The 20,134-nt window shown below is 38.4% G+C and carries 22 protein-coding genes; 21 read left to right on the forward strand and 1 reads right to left on the reverse strand.

Features of this window, described 5'->3' with window-relative positions; translation table 11 throughout:
• Positions 1 to 131 precede the first annotated feature (131 nt).
• The 9 genes from B5D30_RS02350 (at position 132) to dusB (ending at position 10,051) form a co-directional block, all read left to right on the forward strand.
• Positions 132 to 1,427, forward strand: coding sequence for a carbohydrate-binding domain-containing protein (locus tag B5D30_RS02350; RefSeq protein WP_078806433.1), 1,296 nt, complete (start codon positions 132 to 134; stop codon positions 1,425 to 1,427).
• A gap of 127 nt (positions 1,428 to 1,554) precedes the next feature.
• Positions 1,555 to 2,346 (forward strand): MurR/RpiR family transcriptional regulator, encoded by a 792-nt coding sequence (locus tag B5D30_RS02355; RefSeq protein ID WP_078806434.1) that lies wholly within the window; start codon positions 1,555 to 1,557, stop codon positions 2,344 to 2,346.
• A gap of 167 nt (positions 2,347 to 2,513) precedes the next feature.
• A complete protein-coding gene (locus B5D30_RS02360; protein WP_078806435.1) occupies positions 2,514 to 3,839 on the forward strand; it encodes a PTS sugar transporter subunit IIC in 1,326 nt (441 codons plus the stop codon).
• An 11-nt stretch (positions 3,840 to 3,850) separates the two neighbouring features.
• On the forward strand, positions 3,851 to 4,642 hold the full coding sequence (locus B5D30_RS02365; protein WP_144399452.1) for a Nif3-like dinuclear metal center hexameric protein: 792 nt from the start codon (positions 3,851 to 3,853) through the stop codon (positions 4,640 to 4,642).
• A gap of 118 nt (positions 4,643 to 4,760) precedes the next feature.
• Positions 4,761 to 6,050 (forward strand): PTS cellobiose transporter subunit IIC, encoded by a 1,290-nt coding sequence (gene celB, locus B5D30_RS02370; RefSeq protein WP_078806437.1) that lies wholly within the window; start codon positions 4,761 to 4,763, stop codon positions 6,048 to 6,050.
• 30 nt (positions 6,051 to 6,080) lie between these two features.
• Positions 6,081 to 7,490, forward strand: a complete 1,410-nt coding sequence (locus B5D30_RS02375) for a glycoside hydrolase family 1 protein (RefSeq protein ID WP_078806438.1) — start codon at positions 6,081 to 6,083, stop codon at positions 7,488 to 7,490.
• Positions 7,491 to 7,640: 150 nt separating this feature from the next.
• A complete protein-coding gene (gene hslO, locus B5D30_RS02380) occupies positions 7,641 to 8,504 on the forward strand; it encodes an Hsp33 family molecular chaperone HslO (protein ID WP_078806439.1) in 864 nt (287 codons plus the stop codon).
• Between the two features lie 182 nt (positions 8,505 to 8,686).
• On the forward strand, positions 8,687 to 9,040 hold the full coding sequence (locus B5D30_RS02385; protein WP_078806440.1) for a GFA family protein: 354 nt from the start codon (positions 8,687 to 8,689) through the stop codon (positions 9,038 to 9,040).
• 12 nt (positions 9,041 to 9,052) lie between these two features.
• The gene (gene dusB / locus B5D30_RS02390; RefSeq protein ID WP_078806441.1) at positions 9,053 to 10,051 is read left to right on the forward strand and encodes a tRNA dihydrouridine synthase DusB; all 999 of its coding nucleotides are present in this window, start codon (positions 9,053 to 9,055) and stop codon (positions 10,049 to 10,051) included.
• A 66-nt stretch (positions 10,052 to 10,117) separates the two neighbouring features.
• On the opposite strand, the gene B5D30_RS02395 is transcribed toward dusB, so the two are convergent.
• Entirely contained in the window at positions 10,118 to 10,564 is a 447-nt protein-coding gene (locus B5D30_RS02395) for a flavodoxin (RefSeq protein WP_078806442.1), read from the reverse strand.
• A gap of 343 nt (positions 10,565 to 10,907) precedes the next feature.
• Between B5D30_RS02395 and map the strand changes: the two genes are divergently transcribed.
• From map to B5D30_RS02455, 12 genes are all read left to right on the forward strand, one after another.
• Positions 10,908 to 11,687, forward strand: coding sequence for a type I methionyl aminopeptidase (gene map / locus B5D30_RS02400; protein WP_078806518.1), 780 nt, complete (start codon positions 10,908 to 10,910; stop codon positions 11,685 to 11,687).
• A 76-nt stretch (positions 11,688 to 11,763) separates the two neighbouring features.
• Positions 11,764 to 12,687 carry a YihY/virulence factor BrkB family protein gene (locus B5D30_RS02405; RefSeq protein WP_078806443.1) on the forward strand — a complete coding sequence of 308 codons (924 nt, stop codon included), beginning with the start codon at positions 11,764 to 11,766 and terminating at the stop codon, positions 12,685 to 12,687.
• Between the two features lie 6 nt (positions 12,688 to 12,693).
• Entirely contained in the window at positions 12,694 to 13,128 is a 435-nt protein-coding gene (locus B5D30_RS02410) for a hypothetical protein (RefSeq protein ID WP_078806444.1), read from the forward strand.
• A 40-nt stretch (positions 13,129 to 13,168) separates the two neighbouring features.
• Entirely contained in the window at positions 13,169 to 13,978 is an 810-nt protein-coding gene (locus B5D30_RS02415) for a hypothetical protein (RefSeq protein WP_078806445.1), read from the forward strand.
• Between the two features lie 156 nt (positions 13,979 to 14,134).
• On the forward strand, positions 14,135 to 14,971 hold the full coding sequence (locus B5D30_RS02420) for an energy-coupling factor ABC transporter ATP-binding protein (RefSeq protein ID WP_078806446.1): 837 nt from the start codon (positions 14,135 to 14,137) through the stop codon (positions 14,969 to 14,971).
• A complete protein-coding gene (locus B5D30_RS02425; protein ID WP_078806447.1) occupies positions 14,947 to 15,807 on the forward strand; it encodes an energy-coupling factor ABC transporter ATP-binding protein in 861 nt (286 codons plus the stop codon). The genes B5D30_RS02420 and B5D30_RS02425 overlap by 25 nt, the downstream gene beginning before the upstream one ends.
• On the forward strand, positions 15,804 to 16,601 hold the full coding sequence (locus B5D30_RS02430; protein ID WP_078806448.1) for an energy-coupling factor transporter transmembrane component T family protein: 798 nt from the start codon (positions 15,804 to 15,806) through the stop codon (positions 16,599 to 16,601). The genes B5D30_RS02425 and B5D30_RS02430 overlap by 4 nt, the downstream gene beginning before the upstream one ends.
• A 275-nt stretch (positions 16,602 to 16,876) precedes the next feature.
• Positions 16,877 to 17,626, forward strand: a complete 750-nt coding sequence (truA, locus tag B5D30_RS02435; RefSeq protein WP_078806449.1) for a tRNA pseudouridine(38-40) synthase TruA — start codon at positions 16,877 to 16,879, stop codon at positions 17,624 to 17,626.
• A gap of 434 nt (positions 17,627 to 18,060) precedes the next feature.
• Entirely contained in the window at positions 18,061 to 18,870 is an 810-nt protein-coding gene (locus tag B5D30_RS02440; RefSeq protein WP_078806450.1) for a bifunctional hydroxymethylpyrimidine kinase/phosphomethylpyrimidine kinase, read from the forward strand.
• On the forward strand, positions 18,867 to 19,343 hold the full coding sequence (locus B5D30_RS02445) for an ECF transporter S component (RefSeq protein WP_078806451.1): 477 nt from the start codon (positions 18,867 to 18,869) through the stop codon (positions 19,341 to 19,343). The genes B5D30_RS02440 and B5D30_RS02445 overlap by 4 nt, the downstream gene beginning before the upstream one ends.
• A 14-nt stretch (positions 19,344 to 19,357) precedes the next feature.
• Positions 19,358 to 19,918: a TIGR01440 family protein gene (locus B5D30_RS02450; protein WP_407675489.1), complete on the forward strand. Its 561-nt coding sequence runs from the start codon at positions 19,358 to 19,360 to the stop codon at positions 19,916 to 19,918.
• Positions 19,905 to 20,120, forward strand: a complete 216-nt coding sequence (locus tag B5D30_RS02455; protein ID WP_078806453.1) for a hypothetical protein — start codon at positions 19,905 to 19,907, stop codon at positions 20,118 to 20,120. Before B5D30_RS02450 ends, B5D30_RS02455 begins: the two co-directional genes overlap by 14 nt.
• Positions 20,121 to 20,134 lie beyond the last annotated feature (14 nt).

Raw genomic sequence — 20,134 nt, forward strand, 5'->3', positions numbered from 1 at the left:
CGAGCGGGGCGTTTTGAAGTTTGCAATAGTGAGCCGTGCCGTTTACTTGCTCGAAACGAGTTTCGAGCGGCACTGCGAACAGTTGCCAAACTCCTGCACTTCGTAGCTAGACAAAGAAAAGGAGAATTTTCATGAAGAACAAACAAATAATTTTAATTTCTGTCATCGGTATTTTTGTTATAGGAATATTTGCAGGTACCTTTTTTCTGAAAAAAGAAAAAGAGAACACAGCGACAAATACCACAAGTTCTACAACACAATCACAGGAAACGAAACAAGAGGAGAGTGTCGCAAAAATTGAAACTACTGCACTTGAAAATGCAACAAACGTAGATTTATCGAAAAACGCTACACTTTCGATTACACAGGCGGGAGTGTATAACATCACAGGAAAAACGAGTGAGGGGCAAATTACAGTCAACCTTGCCAATGATACAGACGAGGTGACACTTGTACTAAACAATGCAGAAATTGCCAATTCTACAACGTCTCCTATTTCGATTTTAAATGGGAAAAACGTCACAATAGAAACAAAGACTGGCACAACAAACACGATTACAGGTACAGGAAGTGATACGGAAAACACAGCTACAATTTACTCTAAAGATGATTTGGATTTTTCAGGAGACGGAGAGCTTGTTGTGACTTCTGCAAACAATAATGCCATTCAATCAAAGAATGATTTAACATTCACAAGCGGAACGTATCAATTGACTGCAAAAAATGAGGCAATCAAAGGAAAAGATAGCGTTACGTTTGACGGCGGTGTATTCAATTTGACCTCTGAAAGTCATGGTGTAAAAACGACCAATACTGAAGAGGCAAATAAAGGAGTGATTACAGTCAATGGCGGAGAATTGAACATCAAAGCAAGCGAGGACGGACTTCACGCAACAACAAATGTCGTGATAAATAAAGGTGTAGTCACACTTGACGTGGAAGACGACGGGATTCATGCTGACGGTGAATTAATTGTAAATAACGGTACGATTAATGTTAAAAACAGCTATGAGGGACTTGAGGCGAGCAATGTGCAAATTAAAGGCGGTGAAATTGAAGTCAACGCTCAAGATGACGGTATCAACGGTGCAGGTGGCAACGATACAGCGACAACGCAAGATCATTTTAGCAATAGCACAGGTGAAATTACGATTTCAGGTGGAAAAATAGTGATAAAAGCAGGTCTTTCTGGAAGTGGCGACGGTGTAGATTCCAATGGCGATTTGACGATTTCAGCAGGAGAGGTAAAAGTTTACGATCCAGAAAATGCACGTGACTGGTCAGCGATTGATTTTGACGGAAATTATACGCAAAACGAGTCTGCAAGTGTAACGGAAATTTCATCAAGTGGCACAGAAACCGCAATTACCGAAGCAACTGCCGGACAAGGCGGAAAAGGAATGGGAGGAGGCATGGGAAGAAGGTAAGAAATAGCACACGGCTAACTTCAATTTTGGAGTTGGCTGTTTTTTTAGATTCTCTCTCAACCTCCCCTTGCCCCGCACTCATTTCCGTGTTATTCTTTTATAAACTAGATAAACGGTAGGGATTGTTATGACATTAAAAGAAAATATTTCCATTCATTTTACAGAGCTTACGAAAACGGATAAAAAAATTACGAGTGGATTGATGAAATCTCCTGATATTTTGATTGACCGTGCCATTCAAGATGCGGCAGTTGATTTAGAAGTATCGCCTTCGGCAATTATGCGTGCAGTTAAAAAACTTGGTTACAAAGGACTTGCAGATTTCAAAAATGCTCTTGAGGAGTACAAAGAGGATTTGTCAGATAATAAAAAAGAAGTGCAGGAAACACCCCTTTATCAGACGGTCATTGAGAGCTATCAATCCAATTTATTGGCAATTTCGGAATGTATTGGAGAAGAACAGCTTAAAAATATTGTAGAATTAGTGAAAAACTCCTCAACAACACGAGTGTTAGGGATAGGGAGTTCTGGGTTGTCGGCAGAACATTTGGTTTACTCACTTCTTTATCAAGGGAGATATATTGAAGCTGTTACGAGTCGTACTAAAATTTTTTATCTTGGGAAATCCATACAAAAAAATGAGCTTTCTATTATTTATACGGTTTCTGGAAATTTATCCTTGTATAAGGAATTATTGCAGGAATCGAAAAATGTTGGTGCGAAAGTGATTATTTTTACGATGAGTCATGATGAAAGATTGGCAAAATATGCAGATGAATTGGTTATTTTGCCTTTGAACTTAGCAGACTTTTCAAGAGAGAATCATTTATCTCAACTAGACAATCGCTTTGCTTTCCTAGTGTTTTCGGAAATTTTAAGCAAATATATCGTTGAAGAAATGGAAATGAATAATGAATAGAAAAAATGATTGGAGCGACATCTTTACGGAAGACGTTCCAATTTTTTTGTCCTTAAAATAAAATTTATTTTATTTTTAAATTTAGTATTGAAATTTATTTTAAAAAGTGATATGATTTTGCTGTAAACGATTACGATTAATTTTTAAGAAAACAGGAGGGTTTTATTATGGAAACTCAAAAACAGGGAATCATGGAACGGTTCAGTCAACTTATGGAAAAACGTGTTGTACCAGTTGCGACAAAAATTTCCCACCAACGACATTTAGCTGCTTTGCGTGACGGATTGACCATTCTTATTCCGTTTACGGTTATCGGGGGGATTGCCCTTATGCTTGCCAATCCGCCAGTAGATTTAGCAACGATGAAAGGAAATAATATTTTCACTCAATTCATGATTGCTTGGAAACATTTCGCCGATGCACATAACGCAGTTTTAACCATTCCTTTTGATTTATCCATTGGTTTAATTTCTGTCTATGCAGTTTGTGGTGTTTCTTACCGCTTGGCACAAAAGTATAAAATGGACGGATTTTCAAATGCTTTGACCGCTCTATTCACCTTCCTCTGCGTTGCAGCAATACCAGAGGTAATCAAAGAAAATAAATATTTAACACTTTCAAAACTAGGCTCAGGCTCACTTTTTGCAGCGATTGTTATTGCACTTGTCGTTGTGGAAATCAATAGATTGCTTATTGAGCATAATATCAAAATCCGTATGCCACAAGGGATTCCGCCAATGGTTGCGGCTCCGTTTGAAATTTTGATTCCAATGATTGTGAATATGCTTGTCTTTATTGGAGCAGATTTGATTTTGAAAAACACGTTGAACTTTGGATTTTCAGATGCAATTTTCCATGTGTTCCAACCATTTATCCATGCGACAAGTTCATTGCCGTCTATGTTGCTCATTTGTGAATTAACGGTCGTGTTTTGGTTTTTCGGAGTTCACGGTGACAACATGGTTTCTTTTGTAACGACACCGATTTTTACTGGAAATTTGGTCGCAAATTTGGAAGCCTATCAAGATGGAAAAGCAGTTCCGAATACTGTTGCAGGGAATTTCACTTTTATTTTTGGCTTAGCAATTGCTTATTTGGCGATATTGTTTGTGTTGAATACGGTGAATAAAAACAAACGTCTGCGTTCTTTGGGGAGAATGTCTATTCCGTCATCACTTTTTAATATCAACGAGCCACTCGTGTTCGGTGTACCAACAGTATTGAATGTTATGACTTTTATTCCAACATTGATTTGTGTGGCGATTAATATTGTTGTTGCTTATACTTTGACGGATATTGGTTTCATCGCTAGAACGTGCGTGTCGCTTCCGTGGACGTTGCCAGCACCATTGTATGCAATTTTATCCACAATGGACTGGAAAGCAGGAGTGGTCTGGGTTGCATTGTTTGCGATAAATGTGGTAGTATTTATTCCATTTATGCGTAGCTATGAAAAACAAGTTGAACAAGAGGAACAAGAAGCGTTAGCGTAGGAGGTGTTCATGTGAATGTAAGAGATATAATGGAAAAACTTTCCCAAAAAGTGTCATGGGTAAATCCGTTGGAGACAAAAGACCGTTTGCTTTTTGGTAAGGAAACTCAAGAAGTAAAACGTGTGATTGTTACATGGGTGGCGTCTGTTGATATTATCAAAGAGGCAATAGAGAAAAAAGTGGATTTGATTATTACGCATGAAAATCCTTTCTATCTAGCCTCTACGAGTACACATCAAGTAGTCGAACGGTTGCAAAACGAAAAATACCAGTTGCTAGAAAAAGGAAACATTGCTGTGTATCGCTGTCATGATTTATGGGATTTATATCCTGAGATTGGCGTTCGTGATGTGTTTGCTAGTCAAATTCCAGTAGTATTTGCTCCTGCAAAAGAAACTTCTTTTTACCGATATGGAGCAGCAGAAGGAAAAACAATGCGTGAAATCGCAACGTTTTTAGAGAAAGAACTTCTTCCATATGGTCAAACAGGCGTGGTGATGATTGGAGATGAAAATAAACCAATTAAAACATTAGGTATTGGAACAGGTGCGATTACAAGTATTATCCAAATGATTGCTGACGGAGCAGATGCGTTTGTTGTGACAGATGACGGAGTGAACAATTGGATAGACATTCAACTTGCACAAGATTTACATTTTCCCGTTTTAATGGTCAATCATTATGCAAGTGAGGCAAAAGGAATTGAACAATTAGCGAGTTATCTTCAAGAAAAACTGCGAGAAATAGAGGTTTCTTACGTTCCGCAAAAGTATAGAATCAAATCCAGTAATAGACTAGACTAAAAAAATAAAAAAATATATTTTTTTATCAAAAAGACTATTGAAATAAATTCCAAACCCTGTTATACTTCCTATGTAAACGAAAACAAAACAAAATAAAACAGCATAGGAGTGTAACAAAATGAACGGATTTATGAATTTCTTATCAGAAAAGCTGCTTCCGATTGCAGCGAAAATTGGGCAGAACAAGTATTTGGTAGTGCTAAGAGATGCGTTTATGCTTAGTTTCCCACTTACAATGTTCGGGTCGTTGATTGTTGTGTTTAACAACTTGCCATTTTGGCCAGATGAATTAAAGGGACAATTTTCAACGCTTTTTGGTAATGGGCAAAGTGCTACAATGTCGATTATGACGGTCTTTGTTACTTTTGGGATTGGGTATTATTTTGCGAAAAATGAGCAAGTTGAGGCAGTGTTCTCAGGAGCGGTATCATTAGCATCTTTCTTAATTTTGACACCATTTTTCATGAAAGTAACCGCAGACAAAGTAGAAATTGAGGCGACAGGGTTGCTTTCGCTGGATCGTCTTGGTGCAAAAGGGATGTTCTTGGGAATTTTAGCAGCGTTTATTGCAGCGAAAATCTTTGTTGCGTTGACGAAAAAAGGAATTGTCATCAAAATGCCTGATGGCGTGCCACCAGCGGTTTCAAAATCATTTTCGGCGTTAATCCCAGCGATTGCAACGATGTTAGTGTTTTTATTTATCAACGCATTTATGGTAGGTGTGTGCAAAACAAACTTGCACGATGTGATTTACAATATTATCCAAAAACCGTTGACAGGTCTTGGAACAGGACTTCCTGCAACGATTGTTGCGATTTTCTTTGTGCAATTCCTTTGGTTTTTCGGGCTACACGGGCAAATTATTGTCAATTCTGTATTTGAACCATTTTGGCAAACGAATATGCTAGACAATGCAGATTTGACAAAAGAAGGTGCGAATGCTCTTGCAAGTCATGGGCATATTGTGACAAAATCGTTTATGGATACGTTCACCGTAGGTCTTGGTGGGAGTGGTTCTACTTTGATTGTTGTCATTATTATGGCGTTTGTTTTGAAACAAAAACAATACAAAGAAGTAGGTCGTCTTGCTCTTGCACCGGGGATTTTCAACGTAAATGAACCAGTTATTTTCGGTATGCCACTTGTGATGAACGCAACAATATTCATTCCTTGGATTTTGGCACCTGTACTCTCCGTTGTCATTGCGTATTTTGGTTTTGCCTCAGGCTTAGTGCCACTCACTACTGGAGCTCAAGTACCGTGGACAATGCCAATCTTTATTTCAGGATTTTTGGCAACGAACTCAATTATGGGGTCAATTTTACAACTTGTGCAAATTGTTGTAATCGGCATTATTTGGTTGCCGTTCTTGAAAATGATGGATGCGACAAAAATTGAAACAGAATAAGTAACGAAAGAAATAAGGGGGAATAGAAATATGCCGAAGTTAACATTTCCAGAAAATTTCTGGTGGGGGGCTGCAACGAGTGGCCCACAATCAGAGGGGAGATTTCATAAAAAACACGCAAATATGTTTGATTATTTTTATGAAATAAAACCCGAAGTGTTTTACAAACATCAAGGACCAGACACTGCAAGTAATTTTTACAATGATTACAAAGAAGATATTCGCTTGATGAAATCTGCTGGGTTAAAAGTTGTGCGTACTTCTATTCAATGGAGTCGTTTGATTGATGATTTGGAGAAGAATACGGTGAATGATGAAGCGGTGAAATTTTACAATGCCGTTATTGATGAATTTCTCGCTCAAGGAATTACACCGATGATGAATTTACATCATTTTGATTTGCCAGTGGAGTTGTATCATAAGTATGGCGGGTGGGAGTCAAAATATGTCGTAGACCTTTACGCAGGATTTGCCGAGCAATGTTTTAAACTTTTTGGCGACAGAGTGAAGTTTTGGTTTACGCACAATGAACCGCTTGTCGTGGTGGAAGGAGAATATCTTTTTGAATTTCACTATCCGCAAAAAGTGGACGGGCTTGCTGCGGTGCAAGTTGCTTATAATTTACAACTTGCCTCTAGTAAGGCGATTGCGAGTTATCGCTCACTTAACCTTGACGGAAAAATTGGTGTGATTTTGAATTTGACTCCGCCATATCCTGCAACGGATGAAAAAGAAGATGTACGTGCAAGTGAAATAGCAGATTTGTGGCTGAATCGCTTGTATATGGACGCTTCGGTTAAAGGAGAATTTCCTCAAGAATTAGTCGAAATTCTTGAGGGAGAGCAGGCTCTTTGGCAGGCAACGGAAGAAGAACTTGCCATTATCAAAAATAACACGGTTGATTTGCTTGGGATTAATTTTTATCATCCAAACCGTGTCGAGCGACCAAAATATTCGCCAAACTCTCTAGCAGTGGACTTTATGCCAGATAAATTTTGGCGAGATTATGAAAAGGCGTCTGTTCGTATGAATGTAGACAAAGGCTGGGAAATTTATCCTCGTGCGGTTTACGATATTGCCAAAGATATACAGGAAAATTATGGCAATATAGATTGGTTTATGTCGGAAAATGGTATGGGCGTATCAAATGAAGAACGTTATATGAACGCTAGTGGGGTAATTGAGGACGATTATCGTATTCAATTTATCAAAGAACATCTTTATTGGCTACATCAAGCAATGGAAGAAGGAAGTAACTGCTTAGGCTATCACCTTTGGACTCCGATTGATTGCTGGAGCTGGATGAATGCTTATCGTAATCGCTACGGTTTGATTTCGACAAACATTCATACGCAGGAAAAAACACTCAAAAAATCAGCCCACTGGTTCAAACAACTTTCGGATACAAATGCGTTTGAGCTAGAGAAAATTCCAGATTGATTTTAGAAGTATTTTTTAAATAAGAAGTAAAGAACTGTCTGTTTTGGGCAGTTCTTTTGCAATCAACTTGAAAAATTTCCACATTCCTAGTATGCTTATCAAGATGAATTTAGTAGGAAACTGCCTAAGTTTCTAAGAAAAGAGATGAAAATGGAAAATTATTTAGTACGTGCAATCTATAAAGACAATTCAATTCGAGCATTTGCTTTAAAGGCGACAGATGTAATTGCTGAAGCTTGTATTCGTCATGAAACATGGAGTGCCTCTTCGGTAGCGTTAGGGCGATTGATGCTGGGAACGGTGTTACTCGGGGCGAATTTGAAAGGAAATGATCGCATTACGGTAAAAATGCAAGGAAATGGCTCTGGTGGTGCGATTATTGCTGAGAGTAACGCTTGTGGCGATGTAAAAGGATACATCCAAAATCCGAATGTTGACATGAAAAAAACGTCAACAGGTGAAGTAATTGTTGTGCAAGCAACAGGAAATAAAGGTACGTTTTCAGTAATAAAAGATATGGGGCTAAAAACTGCTTATACTGGTCAAATTCCTTTTGTGACAGGTGAAATTGGTGAAGAGTTCACCTATTATTTGACAGAAAGCGAGCAAATTCCGTCAAGTGTCGGGGTGTCTGTCAAACTTGATGAGGAAGATAGAGTGCGTCAGGCAGGAGGTTTTTTGGTGCAAGTATTGCCAGATGCGAAAAGCGAAACGATTGCTCTCATCGAAAGACGACTGCAACAAATGCCTGCGATTTCTGAAATCTTGAAAAATGGAACTCCTGAAGATTTGCTCAATCATATTTTTGGCGAGGGTGATTATAAGACGTTTGACAAGGAAGAAATTCGTTTCCATTGCGATTGCTCTAAAGATAAATTTGCACGAGGACTGAAAAGTATCCAAAAAAGCGAGTTAGAAGAAATGATTGCTCAAGACCACGGTTGCGAGGCGGTTTGTCATTTTTGTAATGAAAAATATCAGTTTAGTGAAGAAGAGTTGAAAGAACTGCTGTGAGGAGTGGTGTAAAAATGTTCGGGCAATGTTTAAGGGCACCTCTAAAAACTCACACTTATCCTAAATTGCTAGTTTTCCGATTTTCTTTGTCAATCTCCTCAACCTATGAACCACATAGCTTTCGTCGATTTCCTCGAAAATCGAAAAACTAGCTAATTTAGTCTTAAGCGGAGTTTTTAGAGGTGCCCTTATGTGAAAAAGTTACTGTTGAAATTTTTGAAGAAAAAACGGAAGTATCTGTTTGTCATTGTTCAAGGTGTCGAAAATGGACGGCGGGACCGTTTTTCTCTATTTTTATTGGAAAGAAAGAGAATTTCAAACTTGTTGGAGAACAATTTTTGAAAACTTATCATTTTTCTTCAGAAAGCGAGCGTGCTTTTTGTAAAGAATGTGGTTCAGTCATTTATTGGAAAAATGAACAAGACGCTCAGTATTCATTTAATGCAGAATTATTCCCAACACTTGTGAACGGCTATGAAATAAAGAAAGAATACTATTTAGAAAATAAACCTAACTACTATAACTTATCAAAATAAAGGAAGAATAAAATGAATCAATCATGGAAAATAGGAAATGTAGAAATTCCTAATCGTATTGTCGTTGCACCAATGGCGGGAATTAGCAATGCAGCGTTTCGTGTCACAAGTAAAGAATTTGGTGCAGGACTTGTGGTAATGGAAATGATAAGCGATAAAGGAATACAATTTCGCAATAAAAAAACCTTGAGTATGCTCGAAATCGACAAGAGGGAACACCCGATTAGCGTGCAAATTTTCGGTGGTGAAAAAGATACGCTTGTGGAGGCGGCACGTTTTGTTGAGGAAAATACTGATGCGGATATTTTAGATATTAACATGGGTTGCCCTGTAAATAAGGTGATAAAAGCGGAGGCAGGTGCAAGGTGGTTGCTTGACCCAGAGAAAGTGTACGAAATGGTTCAAGCAGTTTCAAGTGCGGTCAATTTGCCTGTGACGGTCAAAATGCGAACAGGTTGGGACGAGGAGCATTTGCTTGCGGTTGAAAATGCATTGGCAGCGGAAAGTGCGGGGGCAAGTGCAATTGCCATGCACGGCAGAACTCGTATGCAGATGTATGAGGGAGTTGCCAATTGGGAAATTTTAAAGGAAGTTGCAAGTAAATTGACCATTCCGTTTATGGGCAATGGCGATGTGAAAACGCCAGAAGATGCCAAAAGAATGTTAGAAGAAGTTGGAGCGGACGCAGTGATGATTGGACGAGCTGCACTAGGAAATCCTTGGATACTGACTCGCACCAAGCACTATCTTGAAACAGGAGAATTATTACCCGAGCCGAGCGTTCGTGAAAAAGTAGAAATTGCGACACTTCATTTGAACCGTTTGATTCGTATCAAAGGTGAAAAAATTGGTTCAAGAGAATTTCGTCAACACGCAGCTTACTACTTAAAAGGAGCACCACGTGCTGCAAAAACAAAAAATGCCATTAACCAAGCAGAAAACAAAGAAGAAATTTTAAAGATTTTAGGCGAATTTGTAGAAAAAGTGGAAAGTAGAAAGTTGGAGAGTTAAGAGGCTTTAAATAATTAAGAAAAAGAGTTGTCAACGAATCAGTCGACAACTCTTTTTAGAGATTTTTTAACCATTCACTTTTTCAGCTAAATTTTTCGCAAATTCCTCAAGTTTGACAATGTCATCATCTTCTGCGGCTAAATCTACTTTGACTACTTCAGTACCTTTTGTAGCCCCTGTTTTGGCAAATTGAGCGTCGAAGTCATCTACTGATTTACAAAATTCATCGTAGAAAGTGTCGCCACTACCGCATACACCGTAAATTTTTCCTGTCAAATCAACATCTGCTAAATCTTCGTAGAAATCAACGATTTCATCAGGCAATTCTCCGTCACCGTAAGTATAAGTTGCCACAACGCAAATGTCTGCATTTTCAAAATCACTTGCTTCAACCGCACTACATTCGTCAATCTCTACTTCTAAATCAAGATTTTCAAAAGCCTCTGCGACAATATCAGCGATTTCTTCTGTATTTCCAGTCATACTTGCATAAACAATTTTTGCTAATGTCATGATACATTCTCCTTTGTCTAGCTGTGAGGGGCTGGAGTTGGGCAACTGTTCACAACAGTTAAGCAAGTAAATACTGTCACTCGCTGTTGCAAACTCCAAAACGCCCCTCTTCGCTTTTCTTGTGTTTGAGTTCTTAAAGAACAATTTTTTTCTTTCAATGAAGATTATAACACATTACCTTTTGAATAAAAAAGCCAAGCGTGCTAAACTCTTAAAAGATGATTGTTCAGAAAGAACAAGGTATAATATTATCAGTCAGAAAAACTTTGAGCAAGCGAGTTTTGCTCATTGCCCGCTTGGACGTAGTAAAGCGAAAGAAACGAGAAGAAAGGGAAAAAAAGAAATGATAACATTAAAAAGTGCAAGAGAAATTGAATTAATGGAAGAAAGTGGAAAAATTTTGGCAGGTGTGCATATTGGGTTGCGTGATTTAATTAAGCCGGGGATTGACATGTGGGAAATTGAAGAATTTGCCAAAGAATATATCACAAGTCGTGGAGCAATTCCTGCTCAAATCGGTTTTGAGGGATACGAATACGCAACGTGTGTTTCTATCAATGATGAAATTTGTCACGGTTTTCCTCGTCATCAAAAATTAAAAGAGGGGGATTTAATCAAAGTTGATATGTGCGTAGATTTGAACGGTGGCATTAGTGATTCTTGTTGGGCATATGCAGTTGGCAAGCCAAGTGAAGAGGTTGCTCGTTTAATGGAAGTAACGAAAAAATCGTTGTATCTCGGGATTGAGCAAGCTCAAGTTGGCAACCGTCTGGGAGACATTGGGCATGCGATTCAAAGTTATGCTGAGTCTTTCGGATATGGAGTCGTGCGTGATTTTGTAGGTCACGGCATAGGACCTACCATTCATGAGGCACCGATGATTGCTCATTACGGTGAGGCAGGAAAAGGTCTTCGTTTAAAAGAGGGCATGGTCATTACGATTGAGCCAATGATTAATATCGGAAGTTGGGAGGCAGATATGGTATACAGCCAATCCAGTGGAAATATCAATCCAGCGGTAACACTTGACGGCACCCTTTCATGCCAATATGAACATAGCTTAGCAATCACAAAAGACGGTCCCAAAATTTTGACTTCTCAAGGAGAAGAAATGACCTATTAAAAAACGAAGGGGAGTTTGCGACGTAGTGAACAGTTCCTACCTCGTAGTCAGCCAAAAAAGTCAAGAGGTGTGACTTATGGAAAAAATTAAAGCACTTCTAAAGAAAATCCTAGAAAAAAGGACAGTTAAGAGTCTTTTTCTGCACATGAAAGAAAGTGAAATTGGACTTAGTTCAATTGCAGTTGCTTATTATTTATTGCTAAGTCTGTTTCCTTTTTTGATGACGGTGGGAAATATTATTCCTTATCTGAATTTGAATAGCAATGAAACCATGCGGTATATGCGTGAAGTAGTGCCAAGTGACATTTTTGACAGCTTAGAGCCTGTCGTTTATGATTTATTGACCAATCGTTCGTCTGGGGTGCTAAGTATCTCTGCGATTGTCACACTTTGGGCAGCTTCGCAGGGGATTACAAGTTTGCAAAATGCAATGGACAAAGCATATGCAATTACACATCGAAGAAATGCCATTCTCACACGTATTTTAAGCGTAGTAATTTTAGTTATTCTCGTTTTGGCAGCTATAATGGGTGTCGGAGTACTCGGTTTTGGTGCAACGATTTTTCATTTCTTAAAACGAGAGTTTCATTGGACGGATACAACGTTGCAAAGTTTGATTTCTACAACAAATATACTTGCAATAATAGGGGTGTTTTTGTTATTATGTTTGTTGTACCTAATTGTGCCGAATGTTGTGATTCCGAAGATTCGGTATGTGCTTGCAGGCAGTTTGTTTGCTACTGTGATGTGTTTTATTTTGTCGCAAGTGTTTGGCTTTTACGTTCAATATTTTGCGACACGTGTAAGTAGTTATCAAATGATTGGAACGGTCATTGTACTAATGCTCTGGCTTGTATTTTCCGCACGTATTTTGATAATGGGGTGTGTGATCAATTCTGTTGTGCAAGAATTAGCAACAGGTGAACACGCTAGAGAAAGAAGTAAAATGATTAGCAATTTGCTTAGGCAAAAAGTAGAAAATAAGATTGAGAGGGAATGAGGAAAAATGAAAAAACAAGCAAATTTAGGTGTATTTATGAATAAAATTAACGGAATCGTAGGGCAAACGGAAGAAGTCGGAACTTCCATGCACCCAAGTTTTGAAATTATTCGTAAGGCGATTGATGAAGGTGTGGTAAGCGAATTATCAAGTGAAACAATCAAGGAAGTGTACGAAGTGTTTTCAAAAGGTGTCACCACTTACCAAGAAAATGTCGAACAGATCAAAACATTAAAAGCACCCGTGAAATTAATGGGTATCCAAAAGAAATTTGAAAGCTCGTATAAAAAGTACACTCAAGCGTGTGCAGATATGCTTGCCTCTGTTGCAGACGGAAAAGTAGATGTGGAAGCATTTAACACGTCAGAAAAAGCACAAGAGGTGGCAACAGACGAAATTTCAAAATGTGTTTCGAGATTTGCAATGGCTTTGATGAGGTAAGGAGAAGGAATACAAAAAAAGTATGGTAAGGAGTATAGTTATGTTGGAGTCAATATTGGAGATTACCGTTGTAGGTATTATTGTAGTGAGTGTGTTAAATGTTTTTGGTTATAGGAAAACGATGAAAGAAAAACTAGAGGCACAAAAAGAAAAAGAAGAAACGAAAAAGGAATACAGTAAACTAAAAGCAAGAGAGGCAAAAATAGAAGAAAGACATGTAAAACTAAGTGAAAAAATGGGCGAGTTACAAGAGAAAATTACTCATCTTAATAAACAAGAACAATGGGTGAAAAAAGAAAAGCAAGAAATTAAGGAGTATGATATAAAACGACAACAATTCCTTGATAATCGTGCAGAGCATAAAGAATATATGTTGTTTTTATTAGAAATCATGAACATATATAGAGCCAATCTCAGCGACGCGTTGTTTTCTGCAAGCCAAGAAACTTATAAAGAGCCATGTAGCTTTGAAGAAGTTGAAACAGCAGACCGTTATATTTTAGGGCCGTTTGATAGCGAGTATTATTTTACAGGGATTTCTTACGACCAGATTTCGTATATTAAAGAGAAAATAGCGTTATTAAAAAATAACATTTCTGTTGTGCAATTTAAGGAAAAACTTTCCAAAGCAGAATTGAATAGGTATCATGATATTAACAATATGCTCGTGAAATTTTCTCGTTACGGAGACAATGGCGAGATGACTGCTGTAAAAGATAAAAATAAAATGAACTCTTATCCGTTTTATGACACGGACAAAGAGCTATTTAAATTTGCCTTTTCAGAATTAAAGAAAACGCAAGAATATGTCAATCAATTTTCAGAGATAAAAATTAATTTGCTAGACTAATTTCGTAATAAAGTTCTATTGATTTTTTTAATAGAGCTTTTTTGTGATAAAACTCTTTTAAGGATACCTCTAAAAAGCGAGGAAAATAAAATTCTATTTCATTACCTAGTTTTATGGTAAAATACGATTTGATACCAAAAAAAGCGAGGTGCGAGTATGACACCAATTATAGAATTAAAAAATATTTTTTACGAATATGTAGGAGAAGAAAATACACTTGCTCTGAATGATTTAAGCTATCAAATTTTTGAAGGTGAGTGGGTGGCGATTATCGGGCATAATGGAAGTGGAAAAAGTACGCAGGCGAAAATTATTAACGGTCTTTTAGAGGCGAAAAGTGGGGAAGTCTTTATTGAAGGCGAACGATTAAGTGTGGAAAATGTTTGGGATTTACGTGCAAAAGTGGGCATGGTGTTTCAAAATCCAGACAATCAGTTTGTCGGCTCTACTGTCGAAGATGATGTAGCTTTTGGGCTTGAAAATCACGGGATTCCACGTGAAGAAATGCTTATTCGTGTGGAAAATGCTTTACGTGAAGTACGAATGGAAGAGTTCAAAACGAAAGAACCCGCACGTCTTTCAGGTGGACAAAAACAACGAGTGGCAATTGCAGGCATTGTTGCACTCTCACCAAGTATCATTATTTTAGATGAGGCAACAAGTATGCTTGACCCTGAAGGAAGAAATGAAGTGATTTCGACCATTCAAAAAATTAAGCGAGAAAAAAATCTAACAGTTCTTTCAATTACGCATGATATTGATGAGGCAGCAAATGCCGATAGAATTTTGGTCATGAAACAAGGAAGATTAGTAGATGAAGGGACACCAGAGCAAATTTTTTCCAAAGGTGAACAATTAGTCGAACTAGGGCTTGAGCTACCTTTTGCCGAGCGGTTAAAACTTGCCTTGAAACAACGAGGTGTCCCAGTGCCAAGTGAATATATGAGCGAAGAAAGGCTGGTGGAATTTTGGATATCCAATTTGAAAAAGTAAGTTTTGAATATCAACCGAACACCCCTTTTGCTCAAAAAGCTCTTTGGGATATTGATTTGTCGGTGAAATCTGGTAGCTATACAGCAATTGTTGGGCATACTGGAAGTGGGAAATCAACGATTTTACAGCATTTGAATGCACTTGTCAAACCGACAGAAGGCAGAGTGTTAATTGGTGAGCGAGAAATCTTGCCAACGACCAATAATAAGAACCTCAAACCAATTCGTAAAAAAGTGGGGATTGTTTTTCAATTTCCAGAGGCACAGCTTTTTGATGAAACGGTAGAAAAAGATATTTCCTTTGGACCGATGAATTTCGGCATTTCAGCAGAAGAGGCGGCAAAAATTGCTCGTGAGATGCTGGCACTTGTTGGTTTGCCAGAAGAAATTTTGCATAAATCACCGTTTGACCTCTCTGGCGGACAAATGCGACGTGTGGCGATTGCAGGTGTGTTGGCGATGCAACCAGAGGTGTTAGTGCTTGATGAACCAACGGCAGGGCTTGACCCGCAAGGTCGGAAAGAAATGATGGAAATGTTCAAAGAATTGCATGAAAAACACGGAATGACAATTGTTTTGGTAACACATTTGATGGATGACGTGACGAGTTTTGCTGATAAGGTGTACGTGCTAGAAAAGGGGCGTATCGTGAAAAGTGGTGTGCCAAGCGAAGTATTCCAAAATGTCGAATGGTTGAATGAAAAGCATATCGGCGTGCCACAAGCAGCAGCATTTGCCAAAAAGCTAGAGCGTGCAGGAGTTCAGCTAGAGCGTTTGCCTATGACAACAGAGGAATTAGTCAACGCATTTTTTGAAAATCGAGGTGAGCATATATGATGGATAAATTGATTTTAGGGCGATTTATACCGGGAGATTCCGTGATTCATCGTTTAGATCCTCGAGCAAAATTGATTGCAACGTTTTATTTTATCATGATTATCTTCCTTGCAAACAATGCAATAACTTATGGTATATTGACGATTTTCACTTTGCTGGCAATTTTTCTAAGCGGACTAAGTTTTTCTTTCTTCTTAAAAGGTGTCAGACCCATGCTTTTCTTGATTTTGTTCACCGTTCTTTTGCAAATTTTCTTTACTACTGGAGGAAAAGAATTGTTTGCGATTGGACCTTTGAAAATTACAGAATTTGGGCTTGTCAATGCAGGATTTATTTTCATGCGTTTTGTGTTGATTATCTTTATTTCAACGCTTATGACACTAAGTACCACACCGCTTTCTCTTAGTGATGCTCTGGAAAGTATACTTTCCCCGCTCAATGCGATTAAATTTCCTGTTCATGAGATTAGCCTCATGCTCTCGATAGCTCTTCGATTTGTGCCAACGCTAATGGATGAAACGGAAAAAATTATGAACGCACAACGTGCCAGAGGAGTTGATTTTTCTGAGGGAAGTCTAATTCAGAAAATGAAAGCTGTCGTGCCACTTCTTATTCCGCTTTTTGTCTCAAGTTTCAAGCGAGCAGAAGATTTGAGTGATGCCATGGAGGCACGTGGTTACCAAGGGGGAGAGGGTCGCACGAGATACCGCAAGCTAGATTGGGCAAAACGTGACAGTATAAGTATCGGTGCAATGGCATTGCTAACGCTTTTTCTATTCTTGTTTAGAAGATAAAAAATTAAAGAATTTGATTCTTCATAAATATTTCAAAGAATAATGGTTTTTGTTCACAAAAATTTCATATATATAATGTATCATATTAAGTGTAGTAGGGAAACCTACTAACCCAACCAAACCCTTTTGTTCACTTCCCCAAAGTGAACAACCCAAAACTTTTTCATTAACTCCTAAAAAGAAAAGAGACTTCGGTCTCTTTTCTTTGGCTTTCCGCCACTTTTTCTATTAAAATAAGAGTAATTCAAGATAAAACAAGAAGAGGAACAATCGACATGACAAGATATAAAGCGATTATCGCCTATGACGGCACCAATTTTTTCGGTTTTCAAAGGCAAAACGAAGGGCGAACCGTTCAACAAGAGCTAGAGAAAACTTTGACACGTTTAAATAGTGGTGTTGAGGTTACGGTTCATGGCAGTGGACGGACGGATTCTGGTGTTCATGCTCTCGGACAAGTCATTCATTTTGACTTGAATGGCAAAAGGAGTGAGGAAAAACTCAGATTTGCCTTAGATACTCAATCGCCAAACGACATTTCTGTCAAAAGTGTCGAAGAAGTCTCAGAAAACTGGCACGCAAGATATGAAAAACACGAAAAAACCTATATTTTTCGATTGGATATTGGCAAAACAAGAAGTCCGTTTAAACGATATTATGCGAGTTTTTTTCCGTATCCGCTAGATTTTGAGAAAATGAATCAAGCGATTCAAAAACTCAAAGGAACACATGATTTTTCTGGTTTTACAGCAACAGGCACAAGTGTTGAGGATAAAGTGCGGACGATTTATGAGGCGAAAATGGAGCATTTTCCTGATGAAGAAGAACTTCTTTTCACTTTTCGTGGCAATGGATTTCTTTACAAGCAAATACGAAATATGGTAGGCACACTAATCAAAATCGGCAATGGCAAATTTGAAGTGGAGCGAATGGATGAAATTCTCCAATCAGGCGACAGAAATCTAGCAGGAGCCACGGCTCATCCAGAGGGACTTTATTTAAAAGAAGTACGCTACGTGCGTTAAAAACAGAACATTCCACAAAAAACAGTGTGCAAATTTTGGCAGACTGTTTTCTATTCTACCATTTTTGAGTTATAATATATGACGAACAAGCAAGTACTTGCTACTGATTCATTGACTTAAGGGCACCTCTAAAAACTCGCACTTATCCTAAATTGCTAGTTTTCCGATTTTCTTTGTCAATCTCCTCAACGACTGTCTAGCTACGAGGAGCTGAAGTCTGGCAACTGCTCACAATGTCGCTAGAAACTTACGTTTCTAGCAAATGAACGACAGTGTTCGCTGTTGCAGACTTCAAAACACTCCTCTTCGCTTTTCTATGAACCACATAGCTTTCGTCGATTTCCTCGATAATCGAAAAACTAGCTAATTTAGTCTTAAGCGGAGTTTTTAGAGGTACCCTTAACATTGAATTTACGAAATGGAGGAAAGGGAAGTTGCCAAAAAAAATTATTACCATTGCAGGAAGTGATTCGCTCTCTGGTGGAGGTGTGCAAGCGGATTTGGCGACCTTTTCACAATATGGATTATTCGCTTTTTCAGCTTTGACTTCGATTGTGACGGTGGTGGAAGACGATTTTGTTATTCATGAAATCACTTCAATGCTCCTCACTGAACAGTTAGAGACGATTTTTGCTTTTGAAAATATTTCTGCAATTAAAATCGGGTTGTTGCCAAATGTTGAAATCATTCGTTTAGTTGGTGAATATTTGAAAAATCATGCAAATATTCCAGTTATTTTAGATACCGTTATGGTATTCAAGGAAACAGGCACAGTTACACTTTCTGAAATCAAAGAAGCAATGATTGAGTATTTATTTCCATTTGCCGAGATTGTCACGCCCAATCTTGAGGAGGCTAAAGTACTTTCGGGAATGGAAACAATTAATACCATTGAGGAAATGGAAGTTGCAGCGAGGAGGATTCATGCTTTAGGCGTGAAAAACGTTGTCATCAAAGGTGGTGAAAGACTCGCAGGAGTTGATGCGTGCGACGTGCTGTTTGACGGCGAAGTGATGAGGGAGTTTCATGCGAAGAAACTCTCAGGGAATCGCAATAATGGTGCGGGTTGTACGTTTGCCTCAGCAATTGCGGCAAATATCGCACTTTCTAGGAGTATTTATGACGCAGTGAGTGATGCCAAAGAGTTTGTTTATGAAGGGATTCAAAACGGCGTTGAGTTGACAAATGAGATAGGAAATGTCTGGCAAGGTGCTAGAAATCATAAAAACGGAGGAATAACATGAAAACAAAAACAATCGTTCAAGTTGGTATTTTCACAGGACTTACAGTCGTTTTAGGCTTTGTTGTAAAAATTCCCACAGGAAATGGATTAGTGACGTTAGCAGATATGAGTATTTTCGCCCTTTCCATGTTACTCGGGAAAAAACGAGGGTTTGCCATTGGAGCATTGAGCGGATTTTTGATTGATGTTCTATCAGGCTATTATCAGTGGTGCTTGATTAGCTTGCTTGTGCATGGCGTACAAGGCTATCTTGCAGGAAGTTTTAAAGGAAAATATCAGCCAGTTGGTGTGGCACTTGGTGCTATTTTTATGCTCGTTGGCTATTTTGTAGCAGAAACGTTAATGTTCAATATCGCATCAGGCTTTGCTGCTCTCTCTGGCAATGTAATGCAGGAAGTTGTCGGGATTCTTGGTGCTATACCAATTGTTCTAGCGTTTAAGAAAATGAATTTATTTCAAACGAAAGGCATCTAAAAATGGAAGTTTCAATGCAACAAATCAAACAAGATTTACAAGAAATTTTAGAGGATATTTTGGAACGCTCAGGTATACAAAAAGGAGAAATTTTCATTGTAGGTCTTTCAAGTAGTGAAGTGATCGGTGGCGTGATTGGGAAAAATTCTTCACGTGAAGTAGGGCAAGTGATTATTTCGCTGATTCATGAAGAATTAAAAAAACGTGGGATTTATCTTGGAGTGCAAGGGTGTGAACATCTCAATCGTGCGATTTTGGTGGAGCGTGAGCTTGCAGAGAAAAAAGATTTAGAAATCGTAAGTGTCGTGCCAAGTTTGCACGCAGGCGGAAGTGGGCAAGTGGCAGCGTGGGAGTTAATGACTGATGCTGTTGAAGTAGAGCATATCGTGGCAAAAGCTGGGATTGATATAGGTGATACTTCGATTGGTATGCACATCAAACACGTTCAAATTCCGCTTAGATCAATCAAACGAACGTTAGGGTATGCTCATGTGACAGCTTTAACTAGCCGCCCGAAAAAAATTGGTGGAGAGCGTGCCGTTTATGAATGGGTGAGTGAAAATGAAAACAAGTAGCAAACTCTATTTATCCGCACTATTTTTAGTTGTCTTGGCAGTTCTTTTGCCTTACTTATCCTTCTTGCCATTTTCTACGGTAACTTTGAACAAAGTGAGCTTTGTTCTCATTATTTTAGCCGTTATCATTCTTGGGAAAGATTGGTGGACAAAAGGAATACCAAGTGAGAAAAATTCAGCGGATAGAGAGAATAGAAAATAAGAAAGAGGTGCAAA

The sequence above is a fragment of the Pilibacter termitis genome (genome assembly GCF_900167335.1).
Classification (GTDB): Bacteria; Bacillota; Bacilli; order Lactobacillales; family Streptococcaceae; genus Pilibacter; species Pilibacter termitis.

Excerpts from the sequence above, each read along its gene's own strand:
- B5D30_RS02350 (WP_078806433.1), top strand. The coding sequence starts at position 132 with ATGAAGAACAAACAAATAATTTTAATTTCTGTCATCGGTATTTTTGTT.
- B5D30_RS02355 (WP_078806434.1), top strand. The coding sequence starts at position 1,555 with ATGACATTAAAAGAAAATATTTCCATTCATTTTACAGAGCTTACGAAA.
- B5D30_RS02360 (WP_078806435.1), top strand. The coding sequence starts at position 2,514 with ATGGAAACTCAAAAACAGGGAATCATGGAACGGTTCAGTCAACTTATG.
- celB (WP_078806437.1), top strand. The coding sequence starts at position 4,761 with ATGAACGGATTTATGAATTTCTTATCAGAAAAGCTGCTTCCGATTGCA.
- B5D30_RS02375 (WP_078806438.1), top strand. The coding sequence starts at position 6,081 with ATGCCGAAGTTAACATTTCCAGAAAATTTCTGGTGGGGGGCTGCAACG.
- hslO (WP_078806439.1), top strand. The coding sequence starts at position 7,641 with ATGGAAAATTATTTAGTACGTGCAATCTATAAAGACAATTCAATTCGA.
- dusB (WP_078806441.1), top strand. The coding sequence starts at position 9,053 with ATGAATCAATCATGGAAAATAGGAAATGTAGAAATTCCTAATCGTATT.
- B5D30_RS02395 (WP_078806442.1), bottom strand. The coding sequence starts at position 10,564 with ATGACATTAGCAAAAATTGTTTATGCAAGTATGACTGGAAATACAGAA.
- map (WP_078806518.1), top strand. The coding sequence starts at position 10,908 with ATGATAACATTAAAAAGTGCAAGAGAAATTGAATTAATGGAAGAAAGT.
- B5D30_RS02405 (WP_078806443.1), top strand. The coding sequence starts at position 11,764 with ATGGAAAAAATTAAAGCACTTCTAAAGAAAATCCTAGAAAAAAGGACA.
- B5D30_RS02410 (WP_078806444.1), top strand. The coding sequence starts at position 12,694 with ATGAAAAAACAAGCAAATTTAGGTGTATTTATGAATAAAATTAACGGA.
- B5D30_RS02415 (WP_078806445.1), top strand. The coding sequence starts at position 13,169 with ATGTTGGAGTCAATATTGGAGATTACCGTTGTAGGTATTATTGTAGTG.
- B5D30_RS02420 (WP_078806446.1), top strand. The coding sequence starts at position 14,135 with ATGACACCAATTATAGAATTAAAAAATATTTTTTACGAATATGTAGGA.
- B5D30_RS02430 (WP_078806448.1), top strand. The coding sequence starts at position 15,804 with ATGATGGATAAATTGATTTTAGGGCGATTTATACCGGGAGATTCCGTG.
- truA (WP_078806449.1), top strand. The coding sequence starts at position 16,877 with ATGACAAGATATAAAGCGATTATCGCCTATGACGGCACCAATTTTTTC.
- B5D30_RS02445 (WP_078806451.1), top strand. The coding sequence starts at position 18,867 with ATGAAAACAAAAACAATCGTTCAAGTTGGTATTTTCACAGGACTTACA.
- B5D30_RS02450 (WP_407675489.1), top strand. The coding sequence starts at position 19,358 with ATGCAACAAATCAAACAAGATTTACAAGAAATTTTAGAGGATATTTTG.
- B5D30_RS02455 (WP_078806453.1), top strand. The coding sequence starts at position 19,905 with ATGAAAACAAGTAGCAAACTCTATTTATCCGCACTATTTTTAGTTGTC.